The 18041-nt window shown below is 59.3% G+C and carries 14 protein-coding genes; 6 read left to right on the top strand and 8 right to left on the bottom strand.

Annotated elements, in window-relative coordinates:
• Window positions 1-237: 237 nt before the first annotated feature.
• From WA845_RS22290 to tesB, 3 genes are all read right to left on the bottom strand, one after another.
• A complete protein-coding gene (locus tag WA845_RS22290; protein ID WP_004444059.1) occupies window positions 238-1584 on the bottom strand; it encodes an ammonium transporter in 1347 nt (448 codons plus the stop codon).
• Window positions 1585-1613: 29 nt separating this feature from the next.
• On the bottom strand, window positions 1614-1964 hold the full coding sequence (locus tag WA845_RS22285; protein ID WP_004444057.1) for a P-II family nitrogen regulator: 351 nt from the start codon (window positions 1962-1964) through the stop codon (window positions 1614-1616).
• 211 nt (window positions 1965-2175) lie between these two features.
• On the bottom strand, window positions 2176-3060 hold the full coding sequence (gene tesB, locus WA845_RS22280; RefSeq protein WP_004444049.1) for an acyl-CoA thioesterase II: 885 nt from the start codon (window positions 3058-3060) through the stop codon (window positions 2176-2178).
• Between tesB and WA845_RS22275 the strand changes: the two genes are divergently transcribed.
• The 4 genes from WA845_RS22275 to fdxA all read left to right on the top strand — a co-directional run bounded on the left by WA845_RS22275 (window position 3024) and on the right by fdxA (window position 8821).
• Window positions 3024-4361 carry a ubiquinone biosynthesis hydroxylase gene (locus WA845_RS22275; protein WP_443111974.1) on the top strand — a complete coding sequence of 446 codons (1338 nt, stop codon included), beginning with the start codon at window positions 3024-3026 and terminating at the stop codon, window positions 4359-4361. The two genes, tesB and WA845_RS22275, sit on opposite strands and share 37 nt — an antisense overlap.
• 458 nt (window positions 4362-4819) lie before the next feature.
• Window positions 4820-7903, top strand: a complete 3084-nt coding sequence (locus WA845_RS22270) for a helicase-related protein (protein ID WP_337322583.1) — start codon at window positions 4820-4822, stop codon at window positions 7901-7903.
• A gap of 4 nt (window positions 7904-7907) precedes the next feature.
• On the top strand, window positions 7908-8324 hold the full coding sequence (locus WA845_RS22265) for an RNA-binding S4 domain-containing protein (protein ID WP_004444041.1): 417 nt from the start codon (window positions 7908-7910) through the stop codon (window positions 8322-8324).
• Between the two features lie 158 nt (window positions 8325-8482).
• The gene (fdxA, locus tag WA845_RS22260; RefSeq protein WP_004444038.1) at window positions 8483-8821 is read left to right on the top strand and encodes a ferredoxin FdxA; all 339 of its coding nucleotides are present in this window, start codon (window positions 8483-8485) and stop codon (window positions 8819-8821) included.
• 64 nt (window positions 8822-8885) lie between these two features.
• Here fdxA and holA read toward each other — a convergent pair whose 3' ends face one another.
• The 3 genes from holA to leuS are packed head-to-tail and all read right to left on the bottom strand — an operon-like array spanning window position 8886 to window position 13103.
• Entirely contained in the window at window positions 8886-9923 is a 1038-nt protein-coding gene (gene holA / locus WA845_RS22255; protein ID WP_112553110.1) for a DNA polymerase III subunit delta, read from the bottom strand.
• Between the two features lie 11 nt (window positions 9924-9934).
• Window positions 9935-10480, bottom strand: coding sequence for an LPS assembly lipoprotein LptE (gene lptE, locus WA845_RS22250; RefSeq protein ID WP_006698300.1), 546 nt, complete (start codon window positions 10478-10480; stop codon window positions 9935-9937).
• Window positions 10473-13103 carry a leucine--tRNA ligase gene (gene leuS, locus WA845_RS22245; protein WP_337322577.1) on the bottom strand — a complete coding sequence of 877 codons (2631 nt, stop codon included), beginning with the start codon at window positions 13101-13103 and terminating at the stop codon, window positions 10473-10475. Before leuS ends, lptE begins: the two co-directional genes overlap by 8 nt.
• 191 nt (window positions 13104-13294) lie before the next feature.
• Here leuS and WA845_RS22240 point away from each other — a divergent pair, with 191 nt between their 5' ends.
• Window positions 13295-13954 carry a YggS family pyridoxal phosphate-dependent enzyme gene (locus WA845_RS22240; protein ID WP_072495178.1) on the top strand — a complete coding sequence of 220 codons (660 nt, stop codon included), beginning with the start codon at window positions 13295-13297 and terminating at the stop codon, window positions 13952-13954.
• Window positions 13955-14011: 57 nt separating this feature from the next.
• On the opposite strand, the gene WA845_RS22235 is transcribed toward WA845_RS22240, so the two are convergent.
• Window positions 14012-14713, bottom strand: coding sequence for a DUF1013 domain-containing protein (locus tag WA845_RS22235; RefSeq protein ID WP_006698297.1), 702 nt, complete (start codon window positions 14711-14713; stop codon window positions 14012-14014).
• Window positions 14714-14943: 230 nt separating this feature from the next.
• Here WA845_RS22235 and acs point away from each other — a divergent pair, with 230 nt between their 5' ends.
• Window positions 14944-16896: an acetate--CoA ligase gene (acs, locus tag WA845_RS22230; RefSeq protein ID WP_004444026.1), complete on the top strand. Its 1953-nt coding sequence runs from the start codon at window positions 14944-14946 to the stop codon at window positions 16894-16896.
• Between the two features lie 101 nt (window positions 16897-16997).
• Here acs and WA845_RS22225 read toward each other — a convergent pair whose 3' ends face one another.
• On the bottom strand, window positions 16998-18005 hold the full coding sequence (locus WA845_RS22225) for a TRAP transporter substrate-binding protein (protein WP_004444024.1): 1008 nt from the start codon (window positions 18003-18005) through the stop codon (window positions 16998-17000).
• Between the last annotated feature and the right edge of the window lie 36 nt (window positions 18006-18041).

The following is an 18041-nucleotide window of genomic DNA, read 5'->3' as shown; positions in this document are numbered from 1 at the left end:
CGGCGAGATCCGGCACACGGCCTGATCCCGGATTGACAGGGAAAACTAACCGCCAGCTGGTTAATGTCGTGTTAACCATGCGGTTTTTTGAGGATGCCAGAGCGTTTTAGGGTGAGCGTTTGAGCGGATTTCTGCTTTGAAGCGGTTGCGTTACGGCAGATTGGCGGCAAAGAAAAAGGCCCGTCGAAACGGGCCTTTCTTTTGGGAATGGGGATGGAGAACCCCATTTTCCCGGTATCAGGAATGGTAAGCGGCTTCGCCGTGGGTGGCGAGGTCCAGACCTTCGCGCTCGGCTTCGACCGGGACGCGGAGCCCGACAATCACATCGACGATCTTGTAAAGGATTGCCGAGACGATGGCGCACCAGACGATGGTGATGGCGACGGCCACGAACTGCGTCCAGAGCTGCGAGGCGATGGAGAATTCGGGCTTGCCGGTGCCGCCGAGTAGCGGCGAGGTGAAGATGCCGGTGCCGAGTGCGCCGATGATGCCGCCAATGCCGTGAACGCCGAAGACGTCAGCGGTATCGTCGTAACCGAACTTGTTCTTCACCACGGAGACGAAGAAGTAGCAGATCGGCGAGACGATGAGGCCGAGAACGATGGCACCCATCGGGCCAACCGAGCCTGCAGCAGGTGTGACGGCAACGAGGCCGGCGATCATGCCCGACGCGGCGCCCAGCATGGATGCCTTGCCACGGGTGAAGCTTTCAACCAGCGACCAGGAAACAATGGCGGCTGCGGTTGCGAGGAAGGTGTTCATGGTTGCGAGAACCGCACCACCCGATGCTTCGAGGTTGGAGCCGGCGTTGAAACCGAACCAGCCGAACCACAGCATGGCTGCACCGACGAGTGTCAGCGTCATGGAGTGAGGAGCCATCATGTCCTTGCCGAAGCCGGTGCGCTTGCCGACCATGATCGCGCCGATCAGGCCTGCGATACCGGCATTGATGTGGACGACCGTACCGCCTGCGAAGTCAAGAGCGCCCATGCCGAAGATCAGGCCGTTTGCGTCCCAGACCATATGGGCGACCGGGAAATACACGAAGGTGGCCCACAGGATGGTGAAGAGGATGACGGCGGAGAACTTCACGCGTTCCGCGAAGGCACCGATGATCAGCGCCGGGGTGATGGCCGCAAAGGTCATCTGGAAGGCGATGAAGGTGTATTCGTAGATCACGACGCCCTGCGAGAAGGTTGCCGAGGTGCTGTCAAGCGAAACGCCCGACAGGAAAAGCTTGCCGAAGCCGCCGAAATAAGGGCCGGTGCCGCCGCCGAAGGCGAAAGAGTAACCGTAGATGACCCAGATGAGCATCATGACAGCGGTGATGACCGTGCACTGCATGAGAACGGAGAGCATGTTCTTCGTGCGGACGAGACCGCCGTAAAACAGCGCCAGACCCGGGAGGATCATGAAGAGCACGAGGATGGTGGCGACATACATGAAGGCTGTGTCGGCCTTTTCCGGAACAGGCGCTGCGGCTGCGGCCGGCGCTGCATCCTGGGCAAAGGCGATGGCCGGGGCCATCAGGGCCGTCGCTGTTGCGCCCAGCTTGCCGAGCGTCAAAAACTTGTTGAGTTGCATAGCTAGAAAACTCCCCTGTCAGCCGTGCTTCAAAGCGCTTCTGTGTTGGTTTCGCCGGTACGGATGCGCACGGCCTGTTCAATTGAGTAAACGAAGATCTTGCCGTCGCCGATCTGCCCGGTCTTTGCCGCAGATGCGATCGCTTCGACGGCCTTGTCCACGACGTCGGATGGAACAGCGATCTCGATCTTTAGCTTGGGAAGGAAGCTCACCGCATATTCCGTGCCGCGATAAATCTCGGTATGTCCCTTCTGGCGCCCGTAACCCTTTACTTCGGTCACGGTCAGGCCCTGGATGCCGACGCCGGTGAGTGCTTCGCGCACTTCATCCAGCTTGAACGGCTTGATAATGGCCATCACAATTTTCATCTGGTTTCCCATCCTTTGTTTGTCCTCGGCACGGAGCCGACTCTCCTGCCGCTGGCAGATCAGTAACAGCGACTGCGGACATACATTCAAAGGGCGTGCCAGTTTTGAGTGTGTAACTAACTTATTGAAATGTAATGTTTATATGACGGACGTCTGAAAAAGGGGCATTTGTCGGCGAATTTTGCGTCTATAAAATGTGCGATTTTTGGAAAACGCACTTTATTTAATCATTTGCCCTTTTGCGGATCAAACCTTCCTGCGCCACGGAGGCGACCAGTTCACCCTGTCTGGTGAAAATATTGCCACGGGTCAAACCACGCGCGCCCGAGGCGCTGGGGCTGTCCTGTGTATAGAGCAGCCAGTCATCCAGCCGGCAGGGACGATGAAACCACATGGCGTGGTCCAGGCTTGCCACCTGGATCGAAGGATCGAAGATCGTCGTGCCATGGGCATAGAGCGAGGTGTCCAGCAGCGTCATGTCGGAGAGATAGGCGAGAATGGCGGATTGCAGGCGCGGATCGTCAGGTACGCTTCCAACGGCACGGACCCAGATATCCTGCTGCGGCTCCAGCTTTTCTTTTGAGATGTAGTGGGTCAGCGAGACCGGCCTGATCTCGATCGGCCGCTTGTTGCTCCAGTAGTTGCGGATTGAAGCGGGCGCTTTTGCGAGGAAAGCCGCCTGCATCTGTTCCTCGCTCATCAGTTTTTCAGGCGGCGTCACATCAGGCATCCTGATCTGATGGGTAAAACCGTCCTCGAATATCTGGAACGACGCCGACATGGAAAAAATGGCTTTGCCGTGCTGGATGGCGACCACGCGACGGGTGCAGAAACTGGCGCCATCGCGGATACGCTCGACCTGGTAGACGATGGGCACCAGCGGGTCGCCGGGACGCATGAAATAGGCGTGCAACGAATGCACGAAGCGATCGTCATCCACGGTTCTTTGCGCGGCGATCAGGGCCTGTGCAATGACCTGACCACCAAAAACCCGTTGCCAGCCGATCTGCGGGCTTTCGCCCCGGTAAAGGTTCTCTTCCAGCTTCTCAAGATCGAGCGTGGCGATGAGATTTGCCATCGGGTCTGACGATTGCAAGGGATGCGACATTTTTTCGGCCTGCTCCGGCTGTAGGAAGACGTCACATGGTCTATAGTGCGCCGATGATGCATGCACAAGATTTGAGGAGAAGCGCGATGCTGGACGTTGTGGTGGCAGGCGGCGGATATGTCGGTCTTTCCGTTGCTGTGGCAATCAAGCAGGCGGCCCCGCATCTGAATGTGCAGGTAATTGAAGCCGCTCCTGAGGATGTCTGGGCAAAGGATGTTCGCGCGTCCGCCATTATCGCAGCGGCTACCCGCATGCTCGATGTTTTCGGCATCTGGAACGAGATCGAGCCGGAAGCCCAGCCGATCCACAAGATGATCGTTACCGATTCGAAAACCGCCGATCCGGTACGTCCCGTGTTCCTGACGTTTGACGGCGGGGTGGAAGAGGGCCGGCCCTTTGCCCATATGGTTCCAAACGTCGCTCTGGTAGGCGCGTTGCGGGGCCTTTGCGCACGCCTGGGCATAGAAATCCGCCACGGCCTCAGTGTTTCCGATTTTACTGCAGGACCGCAGTCGACGGCTATTCACCTTTCCGAAGGATCGATGCTCGAAGCGCGATTGCTGATTGCCTGTGATGGTGTTCGCTCGGCTCTTCGGGATATGGCTGGCATCAAGACGGTACACTGGGCCTACAATCAGTCGGGCATCGTGACGACCGTTGAGCATGAGCGACCGCACGAAGGCTGCGCCGAGGAGCATTTCCTGCCATCCGGACCCTTCGCCATTCTGCCGTTGAAGGGAAACCGGTCTTCGCTTGTCTGGACCGAACGCACCGCCGACGCCGACAGGCTTGTGGCCGCCGACGACCTGGTGTTCGAGGAGGAGCTTGAGCGCCGGTTCGGCCACAAGCTCGGCACGATCCGCCCTGTCGGTCCCCGGCGCGCCTTTCCGCTTGGTCTCACTTTGGCACGGTCCTTCGTCGCGTCGCGTTTCGCGCTCGCCGGTGATGCGGCGCACGGTATTCACCCGATCTCGGGTCAAGGCCTCAATCTCGGTTTCAAGGATGTGGCGGCTCTGGCCGAAACCGTGGTTGAAGCTGACCGTCTTGGCCTCGACATCGGCTCCCTCAATGTTCTGGAGCGGTATCAGTCCTGGCGCCGGTTCGACACCTTGCGGATGGGGGTGACCACGGATGTGCTGAACCGGCTGTTCTCCAATGATGTCGGTCCCATTCGCATCATGCGCGATTTCGGTCTCGGCGTGGTGGATCGTTTGCCGGGTCTCAAATCCTATTTCATTGGCCAGGCCGCCGGTACCACGGATGCAAATGCGCCGCGTTTGCTCACCGGTGAGGCACTCTGATCTCGGCTTGTGGTGCTGGCTTCGGAACGGCTTTTCCGGGATTGGCGCTTGACAGCCGATTCCCGGATTTTCCGACTGGCGGTTTTACCGTAATGCCGAAGCCGGCCAAGGACTTATCCGGATTCATAATCTGGTAGAGGCCGTCACTTCGCCAACCAGATATTGCGGAGAACAAAAGCTGAATCACGAGGAGTCAGCGATTCGTATTCGATTCGTTCGCAGACTGTTCCGCAGCCGAATCGATTTCATTTTCGCCGGATTCTTTTTTCTTGTTCAACTATCTGAATCGAAATGGAAAATTTCGTTGACTGGTTGCCTTGTAGCACTTTGCGGGCGAGGCCTATTGCCTTTGTCGGCAGGCGTTGCCATGTGTGGTGCGTGCGGCCCATACCGTTGATGTGGGTGGCACGCCAAGCAGATGAAGTCGATTCGCGGATAGTACGTTGAATTTTCGCCCCATGATCCTGAGCGGCCGCGGTGTCACGGCCGTTCTCGGCCCCACCAACACCGGCAAGACCCATTACGCGATTGAGCGTATGGTGGCGCATGGCAGCGGTGTCATCGGCCTGCCGCTGCGCCTTTTGGCGCGCGAGGTCTATACCCGTCTGGTCGAAAAGGTGGGGGCGCCCAATGTGGCGCTGATAACCGGCGAAGAAAAAATCTCACCCCCAAAAGCCAAGTATTCCGTTTGCACAGTGGAAGCCATGCCGCGCGAAACGACGGCCGCCTTCGTTGCAATCGATGAGGTGCAGCTGGCAGGCGATCTCGAACGCGGGCATATCTTTACCGACCGGGTTCTGCATCTGCGCGGTCGGGAGGAAACGCTGCTGCTGGGGGCGGGCACGATGCGCCCGATCCTCGAAAAGCTGCTGCCGGGAATTACCGTGGTGGAGCGACCGCGTCTGTCGCAGCTTTTTTATGCCGGCCAGAAGAAGATAACCCGCCTGCCGCAGCGCACGGCGATTGTCGCTTTTTCCGCCGATGAGGTCTATGCCATTGCCGAACTGGTGCGCCGCCAGCGGGGCGGCGCGGCCGTTGTGCTAGGCGCGCTTTCGCCCCGCACGCGCAATGCGCAGGTGGGTCTCTATCAGTCCGGCGATGTCGAATATCTGGTCGCGACGGACGCTATCGGCATGGGCCTTAACCTCGATGTCGATCACGTCGCTTTCGCGCAGGACCGAAAATTCGACGGTTATCAATTCCGCAATCTCAATCCGGGCGAAATCGGCCAGATCGCCGGCCGCGCCGGCCGCCATCTTCGTGACGGCACCTTCGGGGTGACAGGCCGTGTCGACCCGTTCGATCACGAACTGGTGGAGCGGATCGAGACGCATCAGTTCGATGCGGTGAAGGTGTTGCAGTGGCGGACGAAAAACTTCGATTTTTCCTCTATCGCCAATCTGCGTGCGAGCCTTGACGCTGCGCCGGCGATCCAGGGGCTTTCGCGCGCCCTGCCGGCCATCGACCAGCAGGCGCTTGAGTATCTGTCCCGTTATCCCGAAATCATCGACGTGACGACGACCGATGAACGGGTGGAAAAGCTCTGGGAGGCCTGCGCGCTTCCGGACTATCGCCGTATCGCCCCGGCGCAGCATGCGGATCTGATCTCCACGCTCTATTTCGACCTCGTCAAGCGCGGGACGGTGAACGAGGATTTCATGGCCGAACAGGTGCGTCGCGCCGACCGCACGGATGGAGAGATCGATACCTTGTCTGCGAGGATTGCGCAGATCAGAACATGGACTTATGTATCGAACCGCCCAGGATGGCTTGCCGATCCGACACACTGGCAAGAAAAGACTCGGGAAATCGAGGATCGATTGTCCGATGCGCTACATGAAAGGTTGACGAAACGCTTTGTTGATCGCAGGACATCTGTGCTCATGAGGCGCCTGAGAGAGAATGCGATGCTTGAAGCTGAAATCAGTGTAAATGGTGATGTCTTCGTAGAAGGTCATCACGTCGGCCAATTGGCCGGGTTCCGGTTCACGCCGGTGCCGGGAATGGAAGGGCCGGATCAGAAGGCCGTGCAGGCTGCGGCGCAGAAGGCGCTCGCGCTCGAATACGAGGCGCGTGCCGCGCGTCTGCACGCCAGTGGAAATGGCGATCTCGCTTTGAGCTCCGATGGTCTGGTTCGCTGGCTGGGCGAGCCGGTTGCCCGTCTTTCGGCCGGCGACAATATCATGAAGCCGCGGGTGATCCTGCTGGCCGACGAGCAGTTGAGCGGTAATGCCCGTGATCACGCGCTCGCGCGGATCGAGCGTTTCGTCAACCACCAGATCGCAACCGTGCTGAAGCCGCTGGATGATATCTCCCGCGCGGAAGACCTTCAGGGTCTCGCAAAGGGTCTCGCTTTCCAGCTGGTTGAAAATCTCGGCGTGCTGTTCCGTCGTGACGTCGCGGAAGACGTGAAGTCGCTGGATCAGGACGCGCGTGCTTCCATGCGACGTTACGGCGTGCGTTTCGGCGCCTATCATGTCTTTTTGCCTGCGCTCCTGAAGCCTGCTCCGGCAGAACTTGTGACGCTGCTCTGGGCCTTGAAGAATGATGGTCTTGGCAAACCGGGTTATGGCGACCTTATTCCCGTGCTGGCTGCAGGCCGCACCTCGGTCGTTACGGATGCCAGCTACGAGCGCATGTTCTACAAGCTTGCCGGTTTCCGTTTCCTCGGAAAGCGCGCGGTGCGTATCGACATTCTCGAGCGTCTGGCTGATCTCATCCGTCCGCTGCTGCAGTGGAAGCCCGGCCAGCAGCCGCGTCCCGAAGGTGCTTATGATGGCCGTCGTTTCACGACGACGACCGCGATGCTTTCCATTCTCGGCGCAACGCTCGATGACATGGAAGAAATCCTCAAGGGCCTCGGTTACCGTGCCGATCAGGTGACGGCGGAAGAGGCGCAGGCCTTCCTCGCCAGCCAGGCAGGCGCCACTGTGCCGGCTGCCCCAGAAACGACGGCGGGCGAAGAGGATAGCGCTGAGACCGAGCAGGACGAGCCGGCTTCCGAAGAGCAGGCCTCCGAAACGATTGCTGTTGTGGAAGGCGACGTTACCGAGGCGCCGGTCGCGGAAGCCGCCGGTGAAGAGGCTGCTGCAAATGAAGCGGCTCCGGCGGAAAGCGGTGAGGCCGCCGAGCCGAAGCCCGTGCTTCTGTGGCGTCCGGGTGGCCGCAATGAAAACCAGCGTGGTGAAAACCGTCGTCCCGGCAATCGTGGCCAGGGTCGTGAGCAGACAGCGCGCGAGCAAGGCGAGCGACGCGGCGAAGGCCGTCGTGACAATCGCGACGGGGCAAATCGCGATGCAGCCAATCGTGGCGGCGAGGGCGAGCGCAAGCGTGACGGCGGCCGTCCCGATCGCGGCAACAACCGCAATAATGATCGTCATGATCGTGGCGAGCGCAAGGACAGGCCGGAGCGCAGCGACCGTGGCGGAAAGCCGCAGGGCCAGCAGCGTTTCGAGGCCAAGCCACCGCGCAAGGAAAAGCCGCTGGACCCGGATTCGCCTTTCGCAAAGCTCGCTGCCCTCAAGGAGCAGCTGAAGAAGTAAGCCTATGGGAAACAGCGAACAGCCACTGGAAAGCACGCGCCAGCGTCTGGACAAGTGGCTGTTCTTTGCCCGCATGGCTAAATCCCGTTCGCTCGCCCAGAGCTACGTTCAGTCGGGACAGGTGAAGATCAATGGCGTCGTCGTCCGCCAGCCCAGTCATGCGGTGAAGCCCGGCGACAGGCTGGAAATAAGCTTCGAGCGGATGGACAGGGTCGTGGTGGTGAAGTCGGGCGGGACGCGGCGCGGCCCCTATGAAGAAGCCAGACTTCTCTATGACGATCAGACGCCGCCGAAGGAGCCTTCCGACAGGCTGACACTCCTTGAGCAGGCAATGCGCCAGCCGGGCAGCGGACGCCCGACGAAAAAGGAGCGCAGAGCGCTCGACAGGTTTCTGTCCGACAGCGACGGCAGTACAGATTAGAATAAACCTCCAAGTCAGCCCCGTTTTTCAGAATTGTTTATCCTTGCTATCTGCAAGCAAAGGCATTACGTCACTTGCGAAATTGCCCTGTCTGAATTCCGGGCGACGGCTTGTGTTCCGAAGCCCAAAGACCCGGCCTGCATATTCTGGAGTTCATCATGACATATGTCGTGACCGACAATTGCATCCGCTGCAAATATACCGATTGCGTTGAGGTCTGCCCTGTCGACTGCTTTTACGAGGGCGAAAATTTCCTCGCCATCAATCCCGACGAATGCATCGACTGTGGTGTGTGCGAACCGGAATGTCCTGCCGAGGCCATCAAACCCGATACGGAGCCGGGTCTCGACAAGTGGCTGAAGCTCAATGCGGAATATGCCGCGATCTGGCCGAACATCACCATCAAGCGCGACCCGATGCCGGAAGCCAAGGAAATGGATGGTGTCGAAGGCAAGCTGGAGCTTTATTTCTCTGCTGAGCCCGGCAAGGGCGACTGACCGCAGATTTGCGACGGTCTCGCACTAACATTTGAAAAGCCCTCGTCTGCACGAGGGCTTTTGTTTATCCGCCGCGGCCGGATTGCAGCGTGGTGGATAATAGTGTCAGTAGGGCCACGCTTTCCTCCAGACTTTGACGCTGGCGGCTTTGCAGGATGGCCGCCTGCAGTCGGTTCATCTCGCGCGCGATCGCCGCTGGCTGCCATGTGCGTAGCGCTCTTTCGATGACCGGTTTCCGGCGAAAATGGATATGGCGTCCAAGCGTCTGCATGACCTGACCGGCCTGCTGCTTTTTCTCGTCCATCTCGGCGCGCATCTGATCGAGCAGCTGGAATTGCTTGAGGCACCCCTGAAGCACGAGGAAGATCGGCGTCTTGGAAGAAATGATCTTCTGAGTGGCATGAAAAAACGCGTTTCTGTCACCCTTCAGGATGGCGTCAACGGCGTCATCGGCTGAAACCGTACTGGCATCACCGATGATGGCCAGGACATCGTCTTCCTCGATTACCTCTGCGCCGCGGCAATAAAGTGCCAGCTTGCGAATTTCGTTTCGTGAAGCGATACGGTCGCCCCCCAACGATTCGATAAGCCGTTGCCGCGCGGCAGGCGCGATACGCAAATTGTCGCCCGAAAGTTCCTGGTCTATCAACGCGTTCAGTGCGCGCGCATCGTCCGCGTAACAGGGAATGGCTGCGATGGATCGAGCCGGTTCCGCGATCTTGCGCAGCCCCGTGCCCTTCTTGATGTCGCCTGCTTCGATGATGAGAAAGCTCGCTTCCGGCGGCGTTTCCGCCAGAATCTGGAGGGCATCCACCAGCGCCTTTTCAGCTGACGCGCCCTTGATCCAGACAAGTTTCTCGCCGCCGAAAAGACCAATGGCGTTCACCTCATCCAGCAAACGCCCCGGGTCGCCCTGGAGATCGGACGCAGTCAATTTCAGCGACGCAAAAGCGTCGTCGGGATCTATCCCCGTCTTTTTGGCGATGAGGGTTGCGCGTTCTGATACGAGACCGCGATCCGGCCCGTAGAGTACGAAAACGCGAAAGCGCTCCGCCGGATTCTCGGCGAAGCGCTCGAATTCATGGGACTTTATCTCCGCCACGGCCGCCGCTCTCAGCGGCCGAGGGTGGCGGCGATGTCGGTGCGGATGATTTCGGCAAGTTCGCGCGCCGCACGGTTTTCGGCGTCGCGGGTCGCCCGGATCTTGGCGAATTCCTGCTGTGGCAGATCCACCTGCGCCGTCACGCTGCGGCGTGCGGAGCGCAGGATCTGACCGTCGGAAATGCGCGTCAGCACGTATTGGCCGCTCATGATGACACGGCCTGGATACGGCCCGTCGTAGTTGTTGTTCGTCCGTGTGGTTAGGTCGTAATTCTGCACCTCTGTCGAGGAAGCGCTCGAGCTGACCGAAACCTTGACGTTATATTGCGCCGTCGTCGGCTGCCCAGCGCCGCCAGCCAGAAGGAAGATTAGCTGGTTGCGAACTTCCTGTCCAACTCTGCCGCCGATATCGGAGACGCTGACGGCCGCCAGCCTTTCCTTGGTGCCGGAAGCCTCGCCATAGAGCGGGCGCACCTGGCAGCCCGCCAGAAGACCAGCCATCATCACGACGGAAATTGCTGCCGCGACGCGGCTCCATCTCGAAAAAACGTCAGACAACAATGTTCACAATCCTCTGCGGAACCACGATGACTTTCTTGGGCTCGCCGCCGGCAAGAAGAGATTTGACGGCATCCAGAGCAAGGGCAGCCGCGCGGACCGCATCTTGATCCGCATCGCGCGCGATTGTCAATTCACCGCGCTTCTTCCCATTGACCTGCACGGGCATGACCACATCGTTTTCTTCCACCAGCGAAGGCACGAAGGTCGGCCATGACGCTTCAGCCACCAAGCCTTCATTGCCCAGCGCCGCCCAGCATTCTTCCGCCAGGTGTGGCGTCATGGGGGCGATGATGCGGATCAGGATTTCGACGGCGTCACGCGCTGCTGCCTTGACGTCGTCGGATTTGCCGCCCGCAGCGACATCCGCAAGCGGACCGGCGAGCGCGTTGACCAGTTCATAGATGCGGGCAATGGCCTTGTTGAAGGCGAGCTTGTCCAGATCTTCCTGAACAGCCTTCAGCGTCTTGTGGGCCGCCTTGGAGGCCGCCAGCCCTTCACCCTCGGTTGCAGGCTTCGGCCTGACGGATTTCAGCTCCTCGGCAGCTTCACCGATGATGCGCCAGACGCGTTGTACGAAGCGGTTCGCGCCCTCGACGCCCGATTCGGACCAAATCACATCACGATCCGGCGGCGAGTCCGAAAGCACGAAGAAGCGTGCGGTATCGGCGCCGTACGATGCGATGATATCATCGGGATCGACCACGTTCTTTTTCGACTTCGACATCTTCTCGATCGAGCCGATCTTCACCTCTTCGCCTGATGACAGCAGGAAGGCGCGGCGTGTGCCGTCGGTTTCCTCAATCCGCAGATCTGCAGGTGGCACCCATTCGCGTGCAGTGCCTTCACCACGGCTGTAGGTCTCATGAACCACCATGCCCTGGGTGAACAGGCCCTTGAAGGGTTCCTTGACATCGACATGACCTGTTTCGCGCATCGCACGGGTGAAGAAGCGCGAATAGAGCAGGTGCAGGATCGCGTGCTCGATGCCGCCGATATACTGATCCACAGGCAGCCAGTGATTGGCGACCTTCGGATCGGTCGGTGCATCTTCCCACGGCGCGGTGAAGCGCGTGTAATACCAGCTGGAATCGACAAAGGTGTCCATCGTGTCGGTTTCACGACGCGCGTCATGGCCGCATTGCGGGCAGGAGACATGACGCCACGTGGGGTGGCGATCCAGCGGGTTGCCGGGCACGTCGAAGGTCACATCGTCGGGCAGCTTGACGGGCAGGTCCTTTTTCGGAACCGGCACGACGCCGCAGACTTCGCAATGGATGACCGGGATCGGGCATCCCCAGTAACGCTGGCGGGAAATGCCCCAGTCGCGCAGACGGAAATTGACCTTGCGCTCGGCCTGAGGCGCGTTGCCCAGCGTCTGCGCCGACAGCTTCTGCACGACTGCCTCGAAGGCATCCGTCGTTTTCATGCCATTCAGGAAGCCGGAATTGATCATCACGCCGTCGTCGGTGTAGGCGGTGTCATCGACCGTGAAGCTTTCCGCATCCGGGCCCTCAGGGGCGACGACCGCCACGACCGGCAGGCCGTATTTGCGGGCGAAATCCAGGTCGCGCTGGTCGCCGGAAGGGCAACCGAAGATCGCGCCGGTACCGTAATCCATCAACACGAAGTTGGCGACATAGACTGGCAGTTCCCAGGTCGGATCCAGCGGATGGACGACTTTGACGCCGGTATCGATGCCCTTCTTTTCAGCCGTTTCCAGCGCGGCCAGAGACGTGCCATGGCGGCGGCATTCATCGCAGAATTCGGCGATCGCAGGATTTTTTTCCGACAGTTCTTTCGCCAGCGGGTGGTCGGCTGCAATGGCCAGGAAGGAGGCACCGAACAGCGTGTCGGGGCGTGTGGTGTAAACCGTGATGTCAGAGAAGCCATCCGGTGCCGTGTCAGCAACAGTCTGCCAGCGCAGCGACAGGCCTTCGGAACGGCCGATCCAGTTCTTCTGCATCAGGCGCACTTTTTCCGGCCACTGATCCAGCGTGTCCAGCTCGTCCAGCAGGTCCTGGCTGAAATCGGTGATGCGGAAGAACCATTGCGTCAGCTCGCGCTGTTCGACCAGCGCCCCGGAGCGCCAGCCACGGCCGTCGATCACCTGCTCGTTGGCCAGAACCGTATGGTCGACCGGGTCCCAGTTGACCTTGGACTGCTTGCGATAGACCAGACCCTTTTTCATGAAATCGACGAACAGCGCCTGCTGGCGGTGGTAATATTCCACGTCGCAGGTCGCGAATTCGCGTGTCCAGTCCAGCGACAGACCCATGGATTTCAGCTGGCCGCGCATGGTGGCGATGTTCTGGTAGGTCCAGTCCTTGGGGTGAACCTTGTTCTGCATGGCGGCGTTTTCGGCAGGCATACCGAAGGCGTCCCAGCCCATCGGGTGCAGGACATTGAAACCGCGGGCGCGCTTGTAGCGGGCGACGACGTCACCCATGGCATAGTTGCGGACATGGCCCATGTGGATGCGACCCGACGGATAGGGAAACATCTCCAGAACGTAATATTTCTCACGCGGATCGCTGTTGTCTGTCACGAAGACCTTGTCTTCGTTCCATTTTTGCTGCCAGCGCGGCTCGGCGTCGCGAGGATTGTAACGTTCGATGGCCATTGTCTAAAATTCCGGGTATCGAGGGGAAAAATGTGCGCTGACCTTCACCATGAAACGACCGGGGCGTCAAGTTTGGCGGGGCGTTCGGACGTTCAATCTTGGCCAGCGTGCCTCAAATGGTGCTAAAGCCGCTTGGCATCAAGGCGATCGGCGTCTAGTTAGCGGTTCGAACGGTTAAAAAAGGTCTTGTGATGGAAATCGAAGCACGACTTCAGGATGTCAGGCAGCGCATTGCGGATGTGGCGGAAAAATCCGGCCGCAAGGCGGCAGATGTTGCCCTCGTCGCGGTATCGAAGACCTTCGAAGCGGAAGCGATCCAGCCCGTCATCGATGCCGGCCAGCGCGTGTTCGGGGAGAACCGCGTGCAGGAAGCGCAGGGCAAGTGGCCGGCGCTGAAAGAGAAGACTGATGGCATAGAACTGCATCTGATCGGCCCGTTGCAGTCCAACAAGGCTGCGGACGCCGTGGCATTGTTTGATGTCGTCGAGAGCGTCGACCGCGAAAAGATCGCCCGCGCGCTTGCCGAGGAATGCAGCAAACAAGGCCGCAGCCTTCGTTTTTATGTGCAGGTCAATACCGGGCTCGAGCCGCAAAAGGCGGGCATCGATCCGCGTGAGACCATCGCTTTCGTGGCCCTTTGCCGGGATGAGTTGAAATTGGCTGTCGAGGGGCTGATGTGCATTCCGCCGGCAGATGAAAATCCCGGTCCGCATTTTGCGCTGCTGGCGAAGCTTGCCAAGCAATGTGGCCTGGAAAAACTCTCCATGGGCATGTCCGGTGATTTCGAAACGGCCGTCGAATTCGGCGCGACCAGTGTTCGTGTGGGCTCGGCGATCTTCGGCACACGATAAGGCCATAAACAAAAAACCCGGCACTCAGGCCGGGTTTCAAGCATTCGAAAACGTCGATCAGTACTGATCGTCCTCGTCTTCGTCCTTCTGCGTGGATTTCAGCGAGGAGAGCTTCTTGAAGACCGCATCGGCGTCGATCTGTTCGTCTTCTTCGCGCTGGAAGTTGTAATCCAGACCTTCCGTTGCCGTCGCCGGCTGCAGTGTGTTGTCCAGCTCTTCGGCGGTCGGCAGCGGACGGCCACGCGAGGCGCGCTCGACTTCGAGGTCGAGATCGATCTGGCTGCAGAGGCCGAGTGTGACCGGGTCCATCGGCGTCAGGTTTGCCGAGTTCCAGTGGGTACGGTCGCGGATTTGCTCAATGGTCGACTTCGTGGTGCCGACGAGACGCGAAATCTGCGCATCCTTCAGTTCCGGGTGGTTGCGAACGAGCCAGAGAATGGCGTTTGGACGGTCCTGACGCTTGGAAACCGGCGTGTAACGCGGACCGCGACGCTTGGATTCGGGCACGCGCACCTTTGGCTCGGAAAGCTTCAGCTTATGGTTCGGATTGGCTTCAGCGCGGGCAATCTCGTCGCGGGAAAGCTGTCCGGTGGCGATCGGGTCGAGGCCCTTGATGCCCTGCGCGGCTTCACCGTCGGCAATTGCCTTGACTTCAAGCGGGTGCAGTTTGCAGAACGTGGCGATCTGATCGAACGACAGCGCGGTGTTGTCAACCAGCCATACAGCCGTTGCCTTTGGCATGAGCAATTGTTGAGCCATAGATACAGTCCTTCTGTCCGTCCGCGCCGGTGTCGCGGGCGTGGTATCAACCACTGATTTCCGGGATATTGCCGCTCTATAACCGGATTGCATCATAATTGCAATTCTTTGCGAAACAAATGACCTTTGTCTAATTGCCGTGCGCAATTGACCTGCTATGAATTCAACACATGCCTGAGGTGGGAGTCTCGGGCCGCGTCAGAAGCCATACCCGGTTCCAGGAGGAGTTCATGTCTGCCAAAATCTACCCGGTGCTCAAGTCGGCGAAAGCCCGCACGCTCATCGACAATGAGCGTTACCAGAAATGGTACCAGGAGAGCGTCGAGGATCCAGAAAAATTCTGGGACAAGCATGGCCGTCGGATCGACTGGTTCAAGCCTTACACCAAGGTCAAGAATACGTCCTTCAAGGGCAGGGTGCCAATCAAGTGGTTCGAGGACGGCCTCACCAACGTCTCCTACAACTGTATTGACCGGCATCTGAAGACGCATGGCGAGCGCACGGCGATCATCTGGGAAGGTGACAACCCCTATATCGACAAGAAGATCACCTATAACCAGCTTTATGATTATGTCTGCCGTCTGGCGAATGTGCTGAAGAAGCACGGCGTCAAGAAGGGCGACCGCGTCACCATCTATATGCCGATGATACCGGAGGCAGCCTATGCGATGCTCGCCTGTGCGCGCATCGGGGCGATCCATTCGGTCGTCTTCGGCGGTTTCTCGCCGGAAGCGCTGGCGGGCCGCATCGTTGACTGCCAGTCTACCTTCGTCATCACCTGCGATGAAGGTGTGCGCGGCGGCAAGCCGATACCGCTGAAAGAAAATACCGACAAGGCGATCGATATCGCCGCCAAGCAATATGTCATTGTCAACAAGGTTCTGGTGGTGCGCCGAACCGGCGGCAAGACCGGCTGGGCGCCGGGCCGCGACATCTGGTACCACCAGGAAATCGCCACGGTGAAACCGGATTGCCCGCCTGTGAAGATGCGCGCGGAAGATCCGCTGTTCATCCTCTATACGTCGGGCTCTACCGGCAAGCCAAAGGGCGTGCTGCACACCACGGGCGGCTACCTCGTCTATACGTCGATGACGCATGAATATGTCTTCGATTACAAGGATGGCGAGGTCTACTGGTGTACGGCCGATGTCGGCTGGGTCACGGGACACTCTTATATAGTCTATGGACCGCTGGCCAATTGCGCGACGACGCTGATGTTCGAAGGTGTTCCCAATTTTCCGGATCAGGGCCGTTTCTGGGAAGTCATCGACAAGCACAAGGTCAATATTTTCTATACGGCGCCGACAGCGCTCAGATCGCTGATGGGTGCGGGTGACCAGTTCGTCCAGCGCTCGTCGCGCTCCAGCATCCGTCTTCTCGGCACCGTGGGCGAGCCGATCAACCCGGAAGCATGGGAGTGGTATTACCATGTTGTCGGTGAGGACAAGAGCCCGATCGTCGATACATGGTGGCAGACGGAAACCGGCGGCATTCTCATCTCGCCGCTGCCGGGTGCGACCGATCTAAAACCCGGCTCGGCGACAAGGCCGTTCTTCGGTGTGCAGCCGCAGCTTGTCGATGCCGAAGGCAATGTGCTGGAGGGGCCGGCGGACGGCAATCTCTGCATCATCGACAGCTGGCCGGGCCAGTCGCGCTCCGTCTATGGCGATCATCAGCGCTTCATCGACACCTACTTCTCCACCTACAAGGGCAAGTATTTCACCGGTGATGGCTGCCGGCGCGATGAGGATGGTTATTACTGGATCACCGGCCGCGTCGATGACGTGCTGAACGTTTCCGGTCATCGTCTCGGCACGGCCGAGGTGGAATCGGCGCTGGTGTCGCATCATCAGGTTTCGGAAGCGGCCGTGGTGGGTTATCCGCATCCGATCAAGGGGCAGGGCATCTATTGTTATGTCACGCTGATGGCGGGGCAGAACGGCGACTATGCGCTGCGCGAAGAGCTGGTAAAACACGTGCGCAACGAGATCGGACCGGTTGCGACACCCGATAAGATCCAGTTCGCGCCCGGCCTGCCGAAGACCCGTTCCGGCAAGATCATGCGGCGCATCCTGCGCAAGATCGCCGAGGATGATTTTGGTGCGCTGGGAGATACGTCGACGCTCGCTGATCCTGCTGTCGTCGAGGACCTCATCGCCAACCGGCAAAACCGCACGGCGTGAACTGAGAGGCTGCTTCGGCAGCCTTTTTCTATTGACTGTCCTCACAAACAAAAACACCCGGAGGCGAACCTCCGGGTGTTTTTCATCGTAGGCTGTAAGGCTTACTGGCCGCGGATCTTCTTGAGGTCCGCCAGAACGGCGTCAACGACGTCGGCGCCGATTTCAGCCTTGTGCTTTTCGTAAACGACCATCGACTTTTCGCGGATACGCGCCTGCTCTTCGGCAGACAGCGAGTTCACCTCGAGGCCGGCAGCCTTGATCTTTTCCAGCGACTTCTGGTTCAGTTCGCGGATGACCTTGCGCTCTTCGTCACGGCCGACAACTGCGCATTCGCGCAGGGCTGCCTGTTCTTCCGGCGTATAGCTGTCGAAGATCGGCTTGGAGAAGAGGAAGAGGAACGGCGTGTAAGCGTGGTTCGTCTCCGTGATGTACTTCTGCACCTCGTAGAACTTCGAGGTGTCGATCGTCACATAGGGGTTTTCCTGGGCATCGATCGCGTTGGTCTCAAGCGCCGAGAAGACTTCGCCGAAAGCCATCGGCGTAGCGTTTGCACCGAGGTTCTGGAAGGTGTCGAGGAAGATGTTGTTCTGCATCACGCGGACCTTGAGGCCCGAGAAATCTTCCCACTTGTTGACGGCATGCTTGGAGTTCGACAGGTTGCGGAAGCCGTTTTCCCAGTAAGCGAGGTTTACGAGGCCCTGTTCTTCCAGCTTCTTGTTCATCATGTCGCCGAAGGCGCCGTCCATGACGGCATCGGCTTCCTTGGCATTGGCGAAGAGGAATGGCAGGTCGAAGACGCCCAGCGACGGGATGAGACCGACGAGCGGCGAGGACGACGTGACGACCGCTTCCTGAACGCCGGAGCGCAGGGCCTGTGTCGCCTGAAGGTCACCGCCGAGAGCGCCACCCCAGAATGCCGTCAGTTTCAGCTTGCCGCCGGACTTGTCGTCGAGGCAGGCCTGCATGGCCTTGATGCCGTTGCCGACGGGATGATCCTGGTTGATACCGTTCGAAACGCGGATGTTGCGGCTGTTGAATTCGGCCATTGCCGGCGCTGCCGCGCCAACTGCGAAGGCGATTGCCGTGGTGGTCAGAAGAAGCTTTCTCATAATATCCTCCCTTGGATTGTGGTCGAGAAAAAGTTT

The sequence above is a fragment of the Agrobacterium sp. CMT1 genome (assembly GCF_037203725.1).
In the GTDB taxonomy this organism is placed as follows: domain Bacteria; phylum Pseudomonadota; class Alphaproteobacteria; order Rhizobiales; family Rhizobiaceae; genus Agrobacterium; species Agrobacterium pusense.
Note: the sequence above shows the minus strand (reverse complement) of the source record. Positions and strands in the feature narration are given on the sequence as shown.

Bases quoted from the DNA above. Each gene is read 5' to 3' on its own strand.
- WA845_RS22225 (WP_004444024.1), bottom strand. From the start codon at position 18,005: ATGAGAAAGCTTCTTCTGACCACCACGGCAATCGCCTTCGCAGTTGGC.
- tesB (WP_004444049.1), bottom strand. From the start codon at position 3,060: ATGTCGCATCCCTTGCAATCGTCAGACCCGATGGCAAATCTCATCGCC.
- WA845_RS22285 (WP_004444057.1), bottom strand. From the start codon at position 1,964: ATGGGAAACCAGATGAAAATTGTGATGGCCATTATCAAGCCGTTCAAG.
- WA845_RS22290 (WP_004444059.1), bottom strand. From the start codon at position 1,584: ATGCAACTCAACAAGTTTTTGACGCTCGGCAAGCTGGGCGCAACAGCG.
- leuS (WP_337322577.1), bottom strand. From the start codon at position 13,103: ATGGCCATCGAACGTTACAATCCTCGCGACGCCGAGCCGCGCTGGCAG.
- fdxA (WP_004444038.1), top strand. From the start codon at position 8,483: ATGACATATGTCGTGACCGACAATTGCATCCGCTGCAAATATACCGAT.
- WA845_RS22265 (WP_004444041.1), top strand. From the start codon at position 7,908: ATGGGAAACAGCGAACAGCCACTGGAAAGCACGCGCCAGCGTCTGGAC.
- WA845_RS22235 (WP_006698297.1), bottom strand. From the start codon at position 14,713: ATGGCTCAACAATTGCTCATGCCAAAGGCAACGGCTGTATGGCTGGTT.
- WA845_RS22240 (WP_072495178.1), top strand. From the start codon at position 13,295: ATGGAAATCGAAGCACGACTTCAGGATGTCAGGCAGCGCATTGCGGAT.
- acs (WP_004444026.1), top strand. From the start codon at position 14,944: ATGTCTGCCAAAATCTACCCGGTGCTCAAGTCGGCGAAAGCCCGCACG.
- WA845_RS22270 (WP_337322583.1), top strand. From the start codon at position 4,820: ATGATCCTGAGCGGCCGCGGTGTCACGGCCGTTCTCGGCCCCACCAAC.